Consider the following 13,455-nt stretch of genomic DNA (forward strand, 5'->3'; position numbering starts at 1 on the left):
CCGGGACGGCTCCCGTCCTCAAAAAACGAAGCGATCGGACAAGCCTAATGGCCTACGTTGCAACCCGTGGCGGTGCCCGCGCCATCGAACAGTCCCAGCGTCTTTACCGCGAAGATCTGGGCGACATCACTCCTGACCGCGTGGCCGAGCTGCGCCGCGCCCTGCCCTACCTCGTGGATCGCGTGATGGGCGAGGCCTCGCTTTACGACGAGGACGTGGCCGCGCTGGCCCTCGCCCAGACCGGCGGCGAGCTCTACGAGGCGGTGCTGCTCTTGCGCGCCTGGCGCACGACGCAGCCGCGCCTTGCGGTGGCCGACCCGGTGACGCAGGAAAGCCTGTTCACCCATCGCCGCATCTCGGCGGCGTTCAAGGATATTCCGGGCGGGCAGGTGCTTGGCCCGACGCTGGACTACGCCCACCGCATCCTTGCGACAGAGGTGCTGCAGGGCGAGACGCACGCGCCCGTCCCGGTCGAACCGGCGGACGAACCGGCCCCGGCCCAACAGCCCTCTGTTGCCGCATGGCAGGCGGCCAATGGCCTGCTGAGCGCAGCCGACCCGGATGAGACCACCGGCAATGCGATCCCCGACATCACCCGCGAGCCCCTGCTGTTCCCGGCGAAACGCGCCCACAGCCTGCAATCGCTGGCCCGCGCCGAAACCGGCGGCGTGCTGGCGCTTGGATATGCCGCGCAGCGCGGCTACGGGCAGGCCCACCCCACGGTGAACGAGCTGCGGCTGGCAGAGGCCGAGGTCGTTGTCACCCATCCGCGCGGCACACGGTTCAGCGCCGGTCGGGTGAAGCTGTCCCAGGCCGAGGTGGTCTCGAAGAAGGGCACCCAGCTGGGGCTCGGCTTTGCCGCGACGCTGGGCTGGAACGAGGTCAAGGTCATCGCGGCCGCAACGCTGGACCTCAACGCCCCCGGCGCCAGCAAGGGGTCGGCGACGGAAGAGGAGTTCTTCCTCTATCACACTGAAGGCGTCGAAAGCTCTGGCTTCTGCATCCACTTCAAGCTGCCGCATTACGTCACCTTCCAGTCTGCGCTGGACGCCATGCGCGACGCCCGGGCGAAAGGCGCTGCGAATGGCCCGACCCCCGGCAGCGACGCGGCAAGACAAGACAAGCCCTCAGGCAGCGATGCTGCCCGGCCCATCACGAAAGAGCCCGCCGAATGACCCTCGCCAGCCTCACCAAGCCATGGCAGCCGATGTCCTATGGTTTTCTCGACGGATCGGCCAAGCGCGAGATCCGGCGCAAGATGCTCAAGGCCATCGCGGTGCCTGGTTGCCAGATCCCCTATGCCTCGCGCGAGGTGCCGATGGCACGCGGCTGGGGCACCGGGGGCTTGCAGATTTCCTGCACGTTGATCCAGCCGAAAACCCGTATCAAGGTCATCGACCAGGGTGCCGATGATAGCGTCAACGCGGCCTCGATCCGGCGGTTCCTCGCCCGTGTGTCCGGCGCCCCGACTACGACCGACACGCTGGAGGCCGACCTCATCCAGTCGCGCCATCGCATTCCCGAGGAACGGCTGCGGCAGGATCAGGTGCTGGTGTTGCAGGTGCCGAACCCGGAGCCGCTGCGCCCGGTGCAGCCCAATATGTCCATCGCCCGGCAGATGCACGCCGATGCCGACTACGGTCGGATGTGGCTGCAGCTTTACGAACAGATCGTGCGCGCCGGTCGGGTCATGCAGGGCGCGTCCTACCCCAGCCTCGTCAACGGGCGCCATGTCATGACCCCCTCGCCGATCCCGCGCTGGGACGTGCCCAAGCTGCACATGGCGCAGCACCTGACGATCCTGTCGGCGGGGCGGGAAAAGCGGCTGCACGCCGTCCCGCCCTTCACCCGGGTCGAGCCGCTGGTCTTCGACGATGTGCCCTATGCGGTCGAGGATCACGCGCGGCTGACCTGTCACCGTTCGGGGGCGACCGGGTTCTTCATGAACGAGATCCCGCAGGCGGACGGGACGTCGATCCACGAGGTCTCGGACAGCGATCTCGGCGTGAAGGTGATCAACCGCCGCGACGGCGATCCGGTGCACATCGGCGAAACCTGGTATCAGCACGGAGAAATGTCATGAGCCTGACCATGGAAGCGCCCCGGCTGGCGACGACCCAGCCCCTGCTGACGGCGCGCGGCCTGTCGCTGACCTATGGCGCGGTGCAGGCCCTGCGGGATGTATCGGCCACGGTCTACCCGGGCGAAGTGCTGGGCATCGTCGGGGAAAGCGGGTCGGGGAAATCGACCTTCCTGCGCTGCCTGAACCTGGAAGAAACACCCGACGAGGGATCCTATACCCTCGACCTGCCGGATCTGGACGGCAACCTCTTCGACCTCGACCGCTTTGCCCGCCGGATGCTCTGCGCCACGAGGATCGGCATCGTCTACCAGAACCCGCACCTCGGCCTGCTGATGAAGCACTCATCCTCGGGCAATGTGGCGGAACGGCTGCTGGTTGCCGGGGAACGGTCCTTTGCCACCCTGCGCGAAAAGGCCCGGGTGGCGCTGGACGCCTCCGAGTTCCCGCTCGATCGCATGGACGCGCCGCCGATGGAACTGTCGGGCGGGATGCAGCAGCGGGTCCAGCTGGCCAAGGCCATCGCGCTGGAACCGGCGCTGCTGCTGCTGGACGAACCGACAACCGGTCTCGATGTCAGCGTGCAGGCCCTGGTGCTGGACACGCTGAAGCGGCTGCAGCAGGAACGGCGCATCACCATGGTCATCGTCAGCCACGACCTTGGCGTGATCCGCACGCTGGCGGACCGCGTGATGGTCATGCGGCGCGGCCAAGTGGTGGAACAGGGGCTGGCCGATCAGGTGTTCCAGGACCCGCAACACGCCTACACGCAACAACTTGTACAGGCCAAGCTATGACCCGCATATTGGAGGTTCGCGCCCTGTCCAAGGGCTTTGACATGCATCACCTCGGAGCGTCCATGCAGGCGTTCGAGGCGATCTCGCTGACGCTGGACGCCAGCGAGTTCCTGCTGCTCAAGGGCCGGAACGGCGCGGGCAAATCGACGCTTCTGCGGACGCTCTACCGCAGCTACCTGGCGCAATCGGGCGAGATCCTGTTCCATTCCTCGCACGGGGTGATCGACCTCGCCCGCGCGGCGGACGTGGACATCACGCTGCTGCGCAGGACCGAGATCGGCTTTGTCACGCAGTTCCTGCAGGCCCGGCCCCGCGTCAGCGCCGAGGCGCTGGTCGCGGAACCGCTGCGGCTGGCGGGATGGACGGCGGAGGCCGCCCTGGACGAGGCCCGGCACTGGCTGGATGCCTTCGGGGTGAAACGCACGCTCTGGCCCGCCTATCCCGCGACATTCTCCGGTGGCGAACAGCAAAAGGTGAACCTCGCCCGCGCGCTGATCCTGCCGCAGCGGCTGTTGCTGCTGGATGAACCCACCGCCTCGCTGGACGCCTCGGCCCGTGCGGCGCTGATCGACCGGCTTGCGGCGCTGAAGGCGCAGGGCACGGCGATGATCGGCGTCTTTCACCACCCCGGCGACGTGGCGCAGCTGATCGACCGGACCATCGACCTGACCCCCGACACCACCCCCGACACCCCCCAACAGGAGGACCGCACAGATGTGGTTGTCTGATGCAACGCTTGTCCTGCCCCATCGCGTGACGCGCGGCTCTTTGTTGATCGAGGACGGGCGCATCGCCCGCATCACCGAAGGCCCGCAGGGCGGCTTCGACGCCAGCGGCCACACCGTCTTCGCGGGCTTCATCGACATGCATGGCGACATGATCGAGCAAGAGCTGGAGCCGCGCGCCAATGTCGACTTTCCCATGTCCGTCGCGCTCAATGCGCTGGACGCCCGGCTGGCGGCCAGCGGCGTGACCACGGCCTATGCCTCGGTGTCCTTCTCCCGCGGGGCCAAGGCCGGCGAGCGCCGGTCGTTCGAGCATACCTCGCAGATCATCCGCGCGCTGCATGCGGCGCGCGGCGATTGCCGGGTGGACCATCGCATTCACGCGCGTTTCGACATCACCTTCAACAATGCAGTCGAGGTGCTGGAACGGCTTCTGGACGACGGCCAGGTCGACCTGGTGTCGCTGATGGATCACACCCCGGGCCAGGGGCAGTACCGCAACCTCGAAATCCATATCCGCAACAAGGCCACGGCCTTGAACATCTCGGAAACCGAGGCGCGGCAACAGGTGGCCAGCACGATTGCCGCGCGCAGCCGCCCGCAAGAGGTCTTGCTGGGCAACATGCAGGCGGTGGCGCGCATGTGCGCGGCGCATGGCATCGCCATCGCCAGCCACGACGATGACACCCCGGACAAGGCACATCTGATGGCCGATCTCGGCGCGGTGATCGCCGAATTCCCGGTGACGCTGGAGGCCGCGAAGGCCGCGGTGGCGCGCGGCATGATGACCGCCATGGGCGCCCCGAACGCCATGCGCGGCCAAAGCTATTCCGGCAACCTCTCGGCCCGGGAGGCCCATGCGCGCGGCCTGCTGTCGATCCTCGCGGCGGACTATCACCCGGCCGCGATCCTGCCCGCGATCCGGGTTCTGTCGAGGACCGATCCCGAGGGTCTGGCAGGGGCGGCGCGGCTGGCCACGGTGAACCCGGCGCGGGCGCTGGGGCTGACCGATCGCGGCGCCCTGGAAGTGGGCAAACGCGCCGACCTGATCGTGGTGGATCCGCAGGATCGCGTCGGGCTGACCATGGTCGCGGGCCGCACGGTCTATTCCAACGGCACGCTGGCCCCGGTCGGACAGCCGCTTGATACCGTTGCCTAGGGTGGCTGGCCGATATGTCAACAAACCGTCACGTCCGGTTTGTGCGCCTGTTACCCGACTCTCCTAAACCTCTGGTCATAAATTCATTCGAATGAATCACACATTCGACCTCGACCAGAGGAGCCTGCGAGATGACCGCGACACTCAGCCTGAAAGGCGTCAGCCGCCAGTTCGGCACCACCCGCGCGGTGGACGATGTTTCCCTCGACATTCAGCCCGGCCAGTTCGTCGGCGTGATCGGACGCTCCGGCGCGGGAAAATCGACCATGCTGCGGCTGGTGAACCGGCTGATCGACCCAAGCGAAGGGTCCATCCACTTCGGCTCTGTGGATGTGACCGCGCTGAAGGGCCGCGCGCTGCGGCAATGGCGGCGCGACTGCGCCATGATCTTTCAGCAGTTCAACCTGGTGGACCGGCTCGACGTGCTGACCAACGTGCTGATCGGACGGCTGGCCGAGCATGGCTTTCTGTCCTCCATGGCCATGCGCTTCACCGACGAGGAACGCGCTCTGGCCATCGAGGCGCTCGACCGCTTCGACCTGGTCCCGCAGGCGCTGCAACGCGCGGGCACCCTGTCCGGCGGCCAGCAGCAGCGCGTCGCCATCGCCAAGGCGCTGCTGCAACGGCCCAGGATCATGCTGGCGGATGAACCCATCGCCTCGCTCGACCCCGCCAACGCCACGCGCGTCATGGACGGGCTGCGCCAGATCAACACCGAAGACGGGCTGACCGTGCTGGTCAACCTGCACACGCTGGATACCGCCCGCGCCTATTGCGACCGGATCATCGCCATGCGTCTGGGCCGCGTCATGTTCGACGGCACACCCGCGCAGCTGACCGATGACGTGGTGCGCGACATCTACGGGCTCGACGGCTTTGCCGAGTTCAACGAGGCCGTCACATCGACCAGCGCGCGGGCCACGGGCCGCGTGATGGAACAGGCCTGACACCCAACTGCCCCCCCGACAACGCGACCACAGGGAGACCCAGAATGCGTTTCGTCACCACCACCGCGCTGCTCGCGCTCATTGCTGCACCCGCTCTGGCCGAAGGCTGGAAGGACGACTACCAGGTCCTCAAGTTCGGCATCCTCTCCGGCGAGAACGAGAAGGATCGCCTGATGCGCAACGAACCGCTGCGCGTCTATCTCGAAGAGACGCTTGGCGTCGCGGTCGAGATCTTCACCGCCGGCAACTACGACGGCGTGATCCAGGCAATCTCTGCCGACCAGATCGAAGTCGCGCGCTTCGGCTCTTCGGCCTATGCCGCGGCCTTCACCGCGACCGATGGCGGCGTCGTGCCGACGCTGACCTCCCTGAAGCAGGACGGCTCTTCGGGCTACTACTCGATCGTCGTGGCGCGCTGCGACAGCGGCATCAAGTCGCTCGCCGATGCCAAGGGCAAGGTCCATGCCTTCGCCGACCCGGACAGCACCTCCGGCTATGCGGTGCCCTACTACAACATGATCACCCGCGAAGGGTTCGAGCCCGAGAACCACTTCGGCACCGTGACCTTCGGCGGCAGCCATGAGGCCGACGTAACCGGCGTGGTGAACGGCACCTTCGACACCGCCTCCGCCTACCAGAACAACGATGCGGATGGCGTTTACCAGCGCATGGAAGACAAGGGGATGATCGACAAGGGCATCATCTGCAAGATCTGGGAATCCCCCGAGATCACCTCTGGCCCCTGGACCTTCCGCAAGAACCTGCCCGCCGAGATGATCGAAGAGGTCACCGCCGCGATCGAGGCCTTCCCCGCCGCCGACCCCGAGGGCTACAAGCTTTATTCCTCCTGGACCGCCGACGACCCGAACCCGGAGACCGGTTTCAAGCGCGTCGATGCCGATCGCTACCAGTGGATCGTCGACATGCGCTCCTGGATCAAGCAACAGCGCCGCTCCGGCTCCTGACCTTTTGACTGTCGAAGGGGGTGGCGTGGCTGCCCCCTTTTGCCTTGTCTGCAAGGGGACGCGACATGACCGCCATCGACCAATTCGAAACAGACTACGCCGCACGACGCCGGCGCGCCCGCATCGGCTGGGCCGTCGGCACGGTGCTCTTCGTGGCGCTTTTCGCTGTCACCTCGTGGATAGGGGACTTTTTCAAGGTGACCCAGGTCACCCTGCCGGACGGATCGCGCGACTGGCGCTGGATCATCCCGGCGGGCCTGCCACGCCTTGGCGAATACATCGAAAAGACCCTGCCCGTGCTGCGCTGGGACAGCCTTGCCGCGGATCTCGGCAACTGGTTCTGGCGCTGGCAGATCTGGCTGGAGCTGCTGCTGGAAACCGTGCTGATCGCCTTCATGGCGACGACGCTGGGCGTCATCGGCGGGTTTCTTCTGTCATTCCCGGCGGCGCGCAACCTGTCGCCCAATGCCTGGGTGCTCTGGCTGACCCGCAGATACCTGGAAATCACCCGCACCGTGCCGGAACTGGTCTGGGCGCTGATCTTCGTCTTCTGCTTCAGCGTCGGCCCCATGGCAGGCGTCATGGCGATCGGGCTGCATGCCACCGGCGCGCTTGGCAAGCTCTACTCGGAAGTGAATGAAAACATCGACATGAAGCCGCTGGAAGGCGTGAAGGCCGCAGGCGGCACATGGTTCGACCAGATCCGCTACGGGGCGGTTCCGCAGGTGCTGCCCAACATCGTCAGCTACACGCTGCTGCGGTTCGAGATCAACGTGCGCGCCTCGTCGATCATCGGCTACGTCGGCGCGGGCGGGCTGGGCCAAGAGTTCCGCACCGCCATGTCCTTCCAGGAATACACCGACCTCTCGGCGCTGTTCCTCATCGTCTTCGTCACCGTGATGGTGATCGATTACGGATCGGAAAAGCTGCGCCACCGCATCATCGGCCTCGACCGGAACACCGCCCACCGCCGCGCGGCCAAAGCCGTCGCCGCTTGAGGAACATCGCCATGCAGATCACCGCAGACCGCATCGCCGCTGCCCGCGCCCGCGTGCCCGAGGCCTTTCAGGCACCCCTTGCCACGCGGCTTCGGCGCGCGCTCCTCTGGACCCTCTTCATCGGGCTCTTCGGCTGGTGCCTTGTCGACTTCAACATCAGCCCGGCGCGTATCTGGGAAGGGCTGGGCCGCCTTGGCCGGGTCTTTTCCTTCATGTTCCCGCCGCATGTCTGGACCAGCTGGGCCGAGTTTTCCGAGATCGCAAAGGGGCTGGGCGAGACCCTCGCCATTGCCTTCCTCGGCACGCTGCTGGGGGCGCTCTTTGCCTATCCGCTGTCCTTCCTCGGGGCCAGGACCATCAACCGCCTGACATGGCTGCGTCACGGAGCGCGGCGCGGTTTCGACCTGATCCGCGCCTTCGAGACGCTGATCCTTGCCCTGATCTTCATCCGCGCCTTCGGCCTTGGCCCCCTGCCCGGCATCCTCGCCATCGCCGTCTCCGAGATCGGCACCTTCGCGAAACTCTTCTCCGAGGCGCTGGAAAACACATCGGACAAGCCCATCGAGGGGGTCAAGGCCTCTGGAGGAACACGCCTGCAACAGATCCGCTTTGGCATCGCGCCGCAGGTGAACCCGGTGATCCTGTCGATCCTTTTGTACAACTTCGAATCCAACGTGCGCTCGGGGACCATCCTCGGCATTGTCGGCGCGGGCGGCATCGGCTTTCTGCTGTCGGACCGCATAGCGGCCTACAAGTGGGACGAGGCCTGGTCGATCATCTTCCTGATCATCGCCATGGTCTACCTGATCGACTGGCTTTCGGGCCTGATCCGGGCGCGGCTGATCGGCAAATCGGAACTGGCGAAATGAGCTTTGCCGTCCTCTGGCGCGCGCAGCGGCCCGCCGGCGCCACCGATCTGCTGATCCCCATGGGGCTCGACACACCGCAAGCCCGTATCGACGCGGTGAGAACCACCGGCGGCCCCGCGCGCATACTGCGCGAGGCCAGCACCGGCCAACGGGTGCGCCACATCCGGCTTGAAAGCGACGAGATAGAGGTGCGCTGGGACTTCGGCGAGCAGCCGGGGCGCTACGACGATGCGGTGTTCACGCCCCATCCCTCGCGCCACACCCGTGCCGCGCAGGCCCTGCTTGACGAGGTCGACCAGATCGCGCCCGGCCTCGACCCCCTGGACCGTGCCGAGGCCATCGCCTGCGCGACGGCCCGGCGTTTCACCTATGGCCATCCAGAGCATCGCTTCACCGACGGGCTGGAGGAAATTCCCGCTCTGGGCTGCGGCATGGCGGTGGGTTCCTGCGTCGATATCAACACCTATTTCCTCGCGGCGCTCCGCGCTGCCGGGATCGCTGCCGGCTACGTCACGGGCTTCTTTTTCCCACAGGAAAAGAACGGCTCCTGCGACGACGGCCATTGCTGGGTCGTCACCCGCATCGACGGGCAGGACCTTGAATGGGACATCGCGCATCACCTGAAAATGGGCACGCGCGTCATTCGCCCCGGCTTGAACCCGAAGCCGGGCTTCCGCGCCGCCTGCTTCCACGGCATGGGCCTTGGCTTTCCCGACCTGGGCCTGACCGACGTCAAGGCGTTGATCGAGCCCCTGTGCCTGTCGCAGGGCACACGCGTCCCCCTGACCGCCGAAATCCGGCTCAACCGCACAGAAGGAGCCAGCCGATGAAGCGCCTTTCCGAAGCCCCCACGATCCATCCCGAAGCCCAGGTCACCGACTGCTCTCTTGGCCAGTGGACCGAAGTCGGCGGCGGCACCCAGATGCGCGAAAGCAGCATGGGCGACTGGTCCTACATCACCCGCGACTGCCACGTGATCTGGACCGACATAGGCAAGATGTGTTCCATCGCCAATGCCACCCGCCTGAACCCGGGCAACCATCCGACCTGGCGGGCCGTGCAGCATCACTCGGTCTACCGGGCAGAGGCCTACGGGCTGGGAGACGACGACGACGCCTTCTTTGCCTGGCGGCAGGCCAACCGGGTGACCATCGGCCATGATGTCTGGATCGGCCACGGGGTGACGGTCACGGCGGGTGTCACCATCGGCACCGGTGCCGTCGTCGGCGCCGGCGCCGTGGTCACCCGCGACGTAGCCCCCTACAGCATCGTCGGCGGCGTGCCCGCGCGCGAGATACGCCGCCGGTTCACCCCCGCCCAGGCCGACGCCCTGCAGGAGATCGCGGTCTGGGATTGGACACACGACGCCTACAAAAAGGCGCTGCCCGACATCAGGACGCTCGCGATCGATCCCTTCATCGAGAAGTATCGTCGGCCCTGACAGGCATTTCCCAAAGGTCGCGAATTGTGGCACCGGTGCCGCCGGTGACATCGGTCGGCGCCAAGGGGGTTTGCCCAGATCATCTTCCGCACCCGGTGCTTCCTGCAATTCCGGCAGGTGCAGCGGCCCATCGATCCGTCAGCTCTCGTGCGGCATGTCGGCGGCCTGCGGCGGCAGATCGCTGACGACGTCCCGCTCAACCCCCTGCTAGGCCGTCCGCGACGGCGGCAGAAGGCCCGCCGCGCCACCATCAGGCCCCATGCAAGCCGCCGCAGGGCTTTTGCCACTCTCGTCCTGTCCCCCACCCATGGGGCTTCACCCGCCCAATGCCCGCAACAGTGCAGCCACCGCTGCCTCGAGCTGGGGGTCGCGACCGCTCAGCATCGCTTCGGGCGACGTATGGACAACCTCGTCCGGGACAATCTCCCGGTTCTCGAAGAAATCTCCCTCGACCGTCCGGAAGCCCAGCTGGGGCACTCCGAGAACGACCCGCTTCTCAAGCTGGTCGGGGCGCAGTACCGCAGTCCCTGTGCCGGGCACGCGGTCGCCGACCGCAGGGCCCATACCCTCGCGCATGTAGTAGTAGGGGAAAACCGAGGCATCCGAGTAGTTCCAGGTGTTCATCAACAGCGCGCTCGGCTTGGCCCAGCGAAGATAGGGCGTCGTTCCCAGATCGACGCCATTGCGCGTCACCAGCCCCGAATGGCGCGTGCCGGTGAGAAAGGCGCTCAGCTGGTCGTGCAGGTTGCCGCCGAAGTTGAAGCGGGTGTCGACGATGGCGCCCTCCTTGTCACGGTCGCGCCCCATCAGGTCGGAATAGACCTGCCGGTAAGAGTCATCCATCATGCGCCGCACATGGGTATACCCCAGCCGCCCGCCCGAGAGGTCCAGCACCATGGCCCGTCGCGTCTCGACCCAGGCGTGGTAGGCCAGCTCACCGTCACTGCCCGCAGCGGCTGCGCGCAGGGTGACGTCGACAGCGGCCCCGCCATCCGCCGGGGCGACGGTCAGGCGCAGCTTGCGCCCCGCCATGCGGTTCAGCAGCGGATGGATGTCCTGCTCGGGGCCGATTTCCACCCCGTCCACCGCGAGGATCACGGCGCCCGCGCCAAGCGGCCCGCGCGCCAGTGCCGCCGGTCCGCCGGGCAGCGTGGCTGCGATCTTCACACCCGCGCCCGCATGGGCCGTGTCGTAGTAGAGCCCAAGCTCTGCGGTGCTGTCCCAGCCGGGGTTGTCGTGATCGAAGCGCGCGCCCATGTGGGAGGCGTTCAGTTCTCCTTGGAGCTCGTTCATCAGGGTGACGAAATCTTCCCAATGGGTGAGGTGCGGCAGGTATTTCGCATAGGCGTCGCGCATCGCCGTCCAGTCGACGCCATGCAGCGCGGCATCGTAGAACTTCGACTGCACAAAGCGCCAGTGGTGGTCGAAGATGTACCGCATCTCGGCGACCGGATCGAAGCTGGCGCGCAATTGAAACGGCGTCTGGGTACTGGCGCCGCCGGCAACCTGCACCGTCTCGATGGACCCGGCCTTGATCAGGAAGAGCGTCGAGGCGTCCTTGCTCGCGATGATCTGCTCGATGCCCGCGGCGGGCTTGGCAAAGACCTGTCGCGGCCGACCGGTGGCAAGGTCGATCAGCTCGGCCTCGATCGTGCCGGATGTGATCTGCAGCGTGACCAGCAACAGCCCGCTGTTGTCGGCGGTCATGCGGGTCAGGATCGGCAGGACGGGGCTGCCCGTGATGCGCGACGTGCGGTAGGGCACGCCGTCGAAGTCCGGCTCCGCCCCCTCCTCTGCCGCCGTTGCCTCGCCCAGGTCGCGGGCGAGATACCCCTCCGCCGTGAGCCATGTCGCCATAATGTCGACCATCGCGGCTTCCGAGGACAGGTTGCGCTGCGAGAAACGGTCGCTCTGCCAGAAGACCACGCTGCCGTCGGGGCTGAACCCTGCCCCGCCGTCGCCGAAACCGCTGTCACTGAGGTTCTGGCGACGGTGCGCACCCGTGGTTTCGATCATCTCGATCTCGGTATTGGTCGAGATGAAGCCGGTCGTCGTCAGGATGTGCTTTCCATCCGGGGACCATTCGAAATCGAACTGGTCGACGGTGTAGAAATAGCTGGCGCTGTCGGGCAGGATCTCCGTGCTGGTCCCGGCGCCCGGGTCGAAGATGCGGATCGCGTTGCGGTCGTCGCGGTAGGCGATGCGCTGGCCGTCGGGCGCATAGGCCGGTTGCAGGGCGTCGCTTTGCGTGTCGATCACGCGCCGTTCGGTCAGCGTCACCGCCGTCAGAAAGCCCGTGTCCGCCTCGCCGAACCCGGTTTCGTAGATGTCCCAGTCGCCCGCACGCTCGGCGGCATAGAGCAGCCGCTTGCCGTCCGGCGCGTAGCTTACCGAATGCTCTGCCTGCGGCGTGTCGGTGATGCGGCGAACCTCGCCCGTCGCGGGCGAGGCGACGAAGACCTCGCCGCGGGCGATCAGCGCGATCTCGGACCCGTCGGGCGAGGCGACAGCCTCGGAGACCTGACCGGCCAGATCGATGAAGACCTCGCCGGTGTAGAGCGTGCCCTGACGGATGTTGACCGGCACCGGCACCGGCTCTTGCGCGCCGGGGTCCAGCCGCCACAGCTGCGTGTCCCAAGTGTAGACCAGCGTGCCGTCTTCCGCGACCGAGGCGAAGCGCACCGGCAGGGTGTCATGCGACGTCACCTGTTCCGGCGCACCGCCATCCAGCGGCCCGCGCCAGATGTTGAAGGTGCCCGGCGCGGCGTTGGGATCCTCGATACCGGCCTGCGGCATCTCGGTGGTCCAGTACAGGCTTTGCCCGTCCGGCGCGAAGGCCGGGCTGCGGTCGACGCCGCGATAGGTTGTCAGCTTGTCGTGGCTGCCGCTCTCGAGATCGTAGAGCCAGATATCCGGCGTGCTGTCCGACATCTCGCCCTTGCGCCAGGGGGTCTCGACCGTCTTGCGCTCGACATAGGCCAGTGTGCGCCCGTCCGGGCTCAGGTCGGCCTGCGCCATCGGCAGCGGCAGCACCATCCTTTCCCGACCGCCGTCCGCGGCCACCTTCATGAGCACGCCCACCGGCTGACCCAGCCCGTCGAGATAATCCGCCTCGGGCACCCCCTGCCGCGCCGCCCGGAAATAGACCTCTCGCCCGTCCGCCGAAAAGGCAAGCGGCGTATCCGCCGCCGAATGATGCGTCAGCCGCGTGATCTCGCCACCCTCGACCGGCATGACGAAGACATCCGAGACATTGAACCGGTCCGAGGCGAAGGCAATCCGGCTGCTGTCCGGTGACCAGACGGGCGCGGTGCTTCGGAATTGGCGCTCCGTCAGCGGAAGGGCATCGCCGCCCTCGCTTGGGACGATCCAGATCTGGCCGCGGTAGGTGAAGGCGATGGTGGCCCCATCTGGCGAGACCTGCGCGTCGCGGACCCAGAAAGGAGAGGCCGCATCGACCGCGCGAGGCATCGC

At 66.8% G+C, this 13,455-nt stretch carries 12 protein-coding genes; 11 read left to right on the forward strand and 1 reads right to left on the reverse strand.

Annotation, left to right across the window (positions count from 1 at the left end; translation table 11 throughout):
• Positions 1-47 precede the first annotated feature (47 nt).
• The 11 genes from ACN5KJ_RS19375 to ACN5KJ_RS19425 all read left to right on the forward strand — a co-directional run bounded on the left by ACN5KJ_RS19375 (position 48) and on the right by ACN5KJ_RS19425 (position 9,981).
• Positions 48-1,175: a carbon-phosphorus lyase complex subunit PhnI gene (locus ACN5KJ_RS19375; RefSeq protein ID WP_347168199.1), complete on the forward strand. Its 1,128-nt coding sequence runs from the start codon at positions 48-50 to the stop codon at positions 1,173-1,175.
• Positions 1,172-2,083 (forward strand): alpha-D-ribose 1-methylphosphonate 5-phosphate C-P-lyase PhnJ, encoded by a 912-nt coding sequence (locus ACN5KJ_RS19380; protein ID WP_347168198.1) that lies wholly within the window; start codon positions 1,172-1,174, stop codon positions 2,081-2,083. The genes ACN5KJ_RS19375 and ACN5KJ_RS19380 overlap by 4 nt, the downstream gene beginning before the upstream one ends.
• Positions 2,080-2,877: an ATP-binding cassette domain-containing protein gene (locus ACN5KJ_RS19385; RefSeq protein WP_418595716.1), complete on the forward strand. Its 798-nt coding sequence runs from the start codon at positions 2,080-2,082 to the stop codon at positions 2,875-2,877. Before ACN5KJ_RS19380 ends, ACN5KJ_RS19385 begins: the two co-directional genes overlap by 4 nt.
• A complete protein-coding gene (locus ACN5KJ_RS19390; RefSeq protein WP_347168196.1) occupies positions 2,874-3,605 on the forward strand; it encodes a phosphonate C-P lyase system protein PhnL in 732 nt (243 codons plus the stop codon). Before ACN5KJ_RS19385 ends, ACN5KJ_RS19390 begins: the two co-directional genes overlap by 4 nt.
• The gene (locus ACN5KJ_RS19395; protein ID WP_418595718.1) at positions 3,592-4,761 is read left to right on the forward strand and encodes an alpha-D-ribose 1-methylphosphonate 5-triphosphate diphosphatase; all 1,170 of its coding nucleotides are present in this window, start codon (positions 3,592-3,594) and stop codon (positions 4,759-4,761) included. The genes ACN5KJ_RS19390 and ACN5KJ_RS19395 overlap by 14 nt, the downstream gene beginning before the upstream one ends.
• A gap of 131 nt (positions 4,762-4,892) precedes the next feature.
• Positions 4,893-5,708, forward strand: a complete 816-nt coding sequence (gene phnC / locus ACN5KJ_RS19400; protein ID WP_347168195.1) for a phosphonate ABC transporter ATP-binding protein — start codon at positions 4,893-4,895, stop codon at positions 5,706-5,708.
• A 44-nt stretch (positions 5,709-5,752) separates the two neighbouring features.
• On the forward strand, positions 5,753-6,673 hold the full coding sequence (gene phnD / locus ACN5KJ_RS19405; RefSeq protein WP_347168194.1) for a phosphate/phosphite/phosphonate ABC transporter substrate-binding protein: 921 nt from the start codon (positions 5,753-5,755) through the stop codon (positions 6,671-6,673).
• Between the two features lie 65 nt (positions 6,674-6,738).
• Positions 6,739-7,671, forward strand: a complete 933-nt coding sequence (gene phnE, locus ACN5KJ_RS19410) for a phosphonate ABC transporter, permease protein PhnE (RefSeq protein WP_347168193.1) — start codon at positions 6,739-6,741, stop codon at positions 7,669-7,671.
• 11 nt (positions 7,672-7,682) lie between these two features.
• On the forward strand, positions 7,683-8,540 hold the full coding sequence (gene phnE / locus ACN5KJ_RS19415) for a phosphonate ABC transporter, permease protein PhnE (protein ID WP_418595720.1): 858 nt from the start codon (positions 7,683-7,685) through the stop codon (positions 8,538-8,540).
• A complete protein-coding gene (locus ACN5KJ_RS19420) occupies positions 8,537-9,370 on the forward strand; it encodes a transglutaminase domain-containing protein (protein ID WP_418595722.1) in 834 nt (277 codons plus the stop codon). The genes phnE (ACN5KJ_RS19415) and ACN5KJ_RS19420 overlap by 4 nt, the downstream gene beginning before the upstream one ends.
• Entirely contained in the window at positions 9,367-9,981 is a 615-nt protein-coding gene (locus ACN5KJ_RS19425) for a DapH/DapD/GlmU-related protein (protein WP_418595724.1), read from the forward strand. Before ACN5KJ_RS19420 ends, ACN5KJ_RS19425 begins: the two co-directional genes overlap by 4 nt.
• Before the next feature lie 315 nt (positions 9,982-10,296).
• Here ACN5KJ_RS19425 and ACN5KJ_RS19430 read toward each other — a convergent pair whose 3' ends face one another.
• Positions 10,297-13,452 carry a S41 family peptidase gene (locus ACN5KJ_RS19430; RefSeq protein WP_418595726.1) on the reverse strand — a complete coding sequence of 1,052 codons (3,156 nt, stop codon included), beginning with the start codon at positions 13,450-13,452 and terminating at the stop codon, positions 10,297-10,299.
• Positions 13,453-13,455 lie beyond the last annotated feature (3 nt).

The organism is Ponticoccus sp. (in: a-proteobacteria) (assembly GCF_048381735.1).

What these genes read in the sequence shown, in the direction of transcription:
- phnE (WP_418595720.1), top strand. Translation starts at nt 7,683, where the DNA reads ATGCAGATCACCGCAGACCGCATCGCCGCTGCCCGCGCCCGCGTGCCC.
- ACN5KJ_RS19395 (WP_418595718.1), top strand. Translation starts at nt 3,592, where the DNA reads ATGTGGTTGTCTGATGCAACGCTTGTCCTGCCCCATCGCGTGACGCGC.
- phnC (WP_347168195.1), top strand. Translation starts at nt 4,893, where the DNA reads ATGACCGCGACACTCAGCCTGAAAGGCGTCAGCCGCCAGTTCGGCACC.
- ACN5KJ_RS19430 (WP_418595726.1), bottom strand. Translation starts at nt 13,452, where the DNA reads ATGCCTCGCGCGGTCGATGCGGCCTCTCCTTTCTGGGTCCGCGACGCG.
- ACN5KJ_RS19385 (WP_418595716.1), top strand. Translation starts at nt 2,080, where the DNA reads ATGAGCCTGACCATGGAAGCGCCCCGGCTGGCGACGACCCAGCCCCTG.
- ACN5KJ_RS19375 (WP_347168199.1), top strand. Translation starts at nt 48, where the DNA reads ATGGCCTACGTTGCAACCCGTGGCGGTGCCCGCGCCATCGAACAGTCC.
- ACN5KJ_RS19420 (WP_418595722.1), top strand. Translation starts at nt 8,537, where the DNA reads ATGAGCTTTGCCGTCCTCTGGCGCGCGCAGCGGCCCGCCGGCGCCACC.
- phnD (WP_347168194.1), top strand. Translation starts at nt 5,753, where the DNA reads ATGCGTTTCGTCACCACCACCGCGCTGCTCGCGCTCATTGCTGCACCC.
- phnE (WP_347168193.1), top strand. Translation starts at nt 6,739, where the DNA reads ATGACCGCCATCGACCAATTCGAAACAGACTACGCCGCACGACGCCGG.
- ACN5KJ_RS19425 (WP_418595724.1), top strand. Translation starts at nt 9,367, where the DNA reads ATGAAGCGCCTTTCCGAAGCCCCCACGATCCATCCCGAAGCCCAGGTC.
- ACN5KJ_RS19390 (WP_347168196.1), top strand. Translation starts at nt 2,874, where the DNA reads ATGACCCGCATATTGGAGGTTCGCGCCCTGTCCAAGGGCTTTGACATG.
- ACN5KJ_RS19380 (WP_347168198.1), top strand. Translation starts at nt 1,172, where the DNA reads ATGACCCTCGCCAGCCTCACCAAGCCATGGCAGCCGATGTCCTATGGT.